We start from the raw sequence: 506 nt of genomic DNA, 5'->3' as shown, positions 1-506 counted from the left end.
GGCCGACAGCGCCGTGCCGTGCGGACCGAGCTCGGTCTGGTAGCCGTCGCGCAGGTGCACGACCAGCTCGTGGATGTCGGCGGCCTTCGCCGCCCGGATGATCTTGCGCGCATCCGGCACCTCGGCAAAGCGCGAGATGTTCTCGGCAATCGTCCCCTCCATCAGCGCCACGTCCTGCGGCAGGTAGCCGACATGCTCGCCGAAGAAGGCCTCGTTCCACTGGCTGAGATCGGCGCCGTCGACCCGAACCGAGCCGCGCAGCACCGGCCAGATGCCGAGGATCGAGCGCGCCAGCGTCGTCTTGCCGCCGCCTGACGGACCGATCAGGCCGAGCGCCTGGCCGGCCTTCAGCGTGAAGCTGACTTCGCTCAAAAGCACCGCGCCGCTGGTCGGCGCCACCGTCGTGATGTTGTCGACCGTTAGGCTCTCATGCGGCGCCGGCAGCTCGACATAGCCGCTCTTGTCGTTCAGCACCGCCAGCGTCTCGTTCAGCCGCTGGTGGCTGC

General features: G+C 68.8%; 1 protein-coding gene. It reads right to left on the bottom strand.

All coding sequences use genetic code 11. From position 1 onward, the window contains the following. Positions 1-506 (bottom strand): ATP-binding cassette domain-containing protein (locus tag RGCCGE502_RS34375; protein ID WP_016558844.1); only part of this gene is annotated, 506 nt, incomplete at both ends.

Origin of the sequence: Rhizobium grahamii CCGE 502 (assembly GCF_000298315.2) — a bacterium.
GTDB classification, from domain to species: Bacteria; Pseudomonadota; Alphaproteobacteria; order Rhizobiales; family Rhizobiaceae; genus Rhizobium; species Rhizobium grahamii.
The sequence above is the reverse complement of the archived record's forward strand: the minus strand, read 5'-3'. Positions and strand labels throughout refer to the sequence as shown.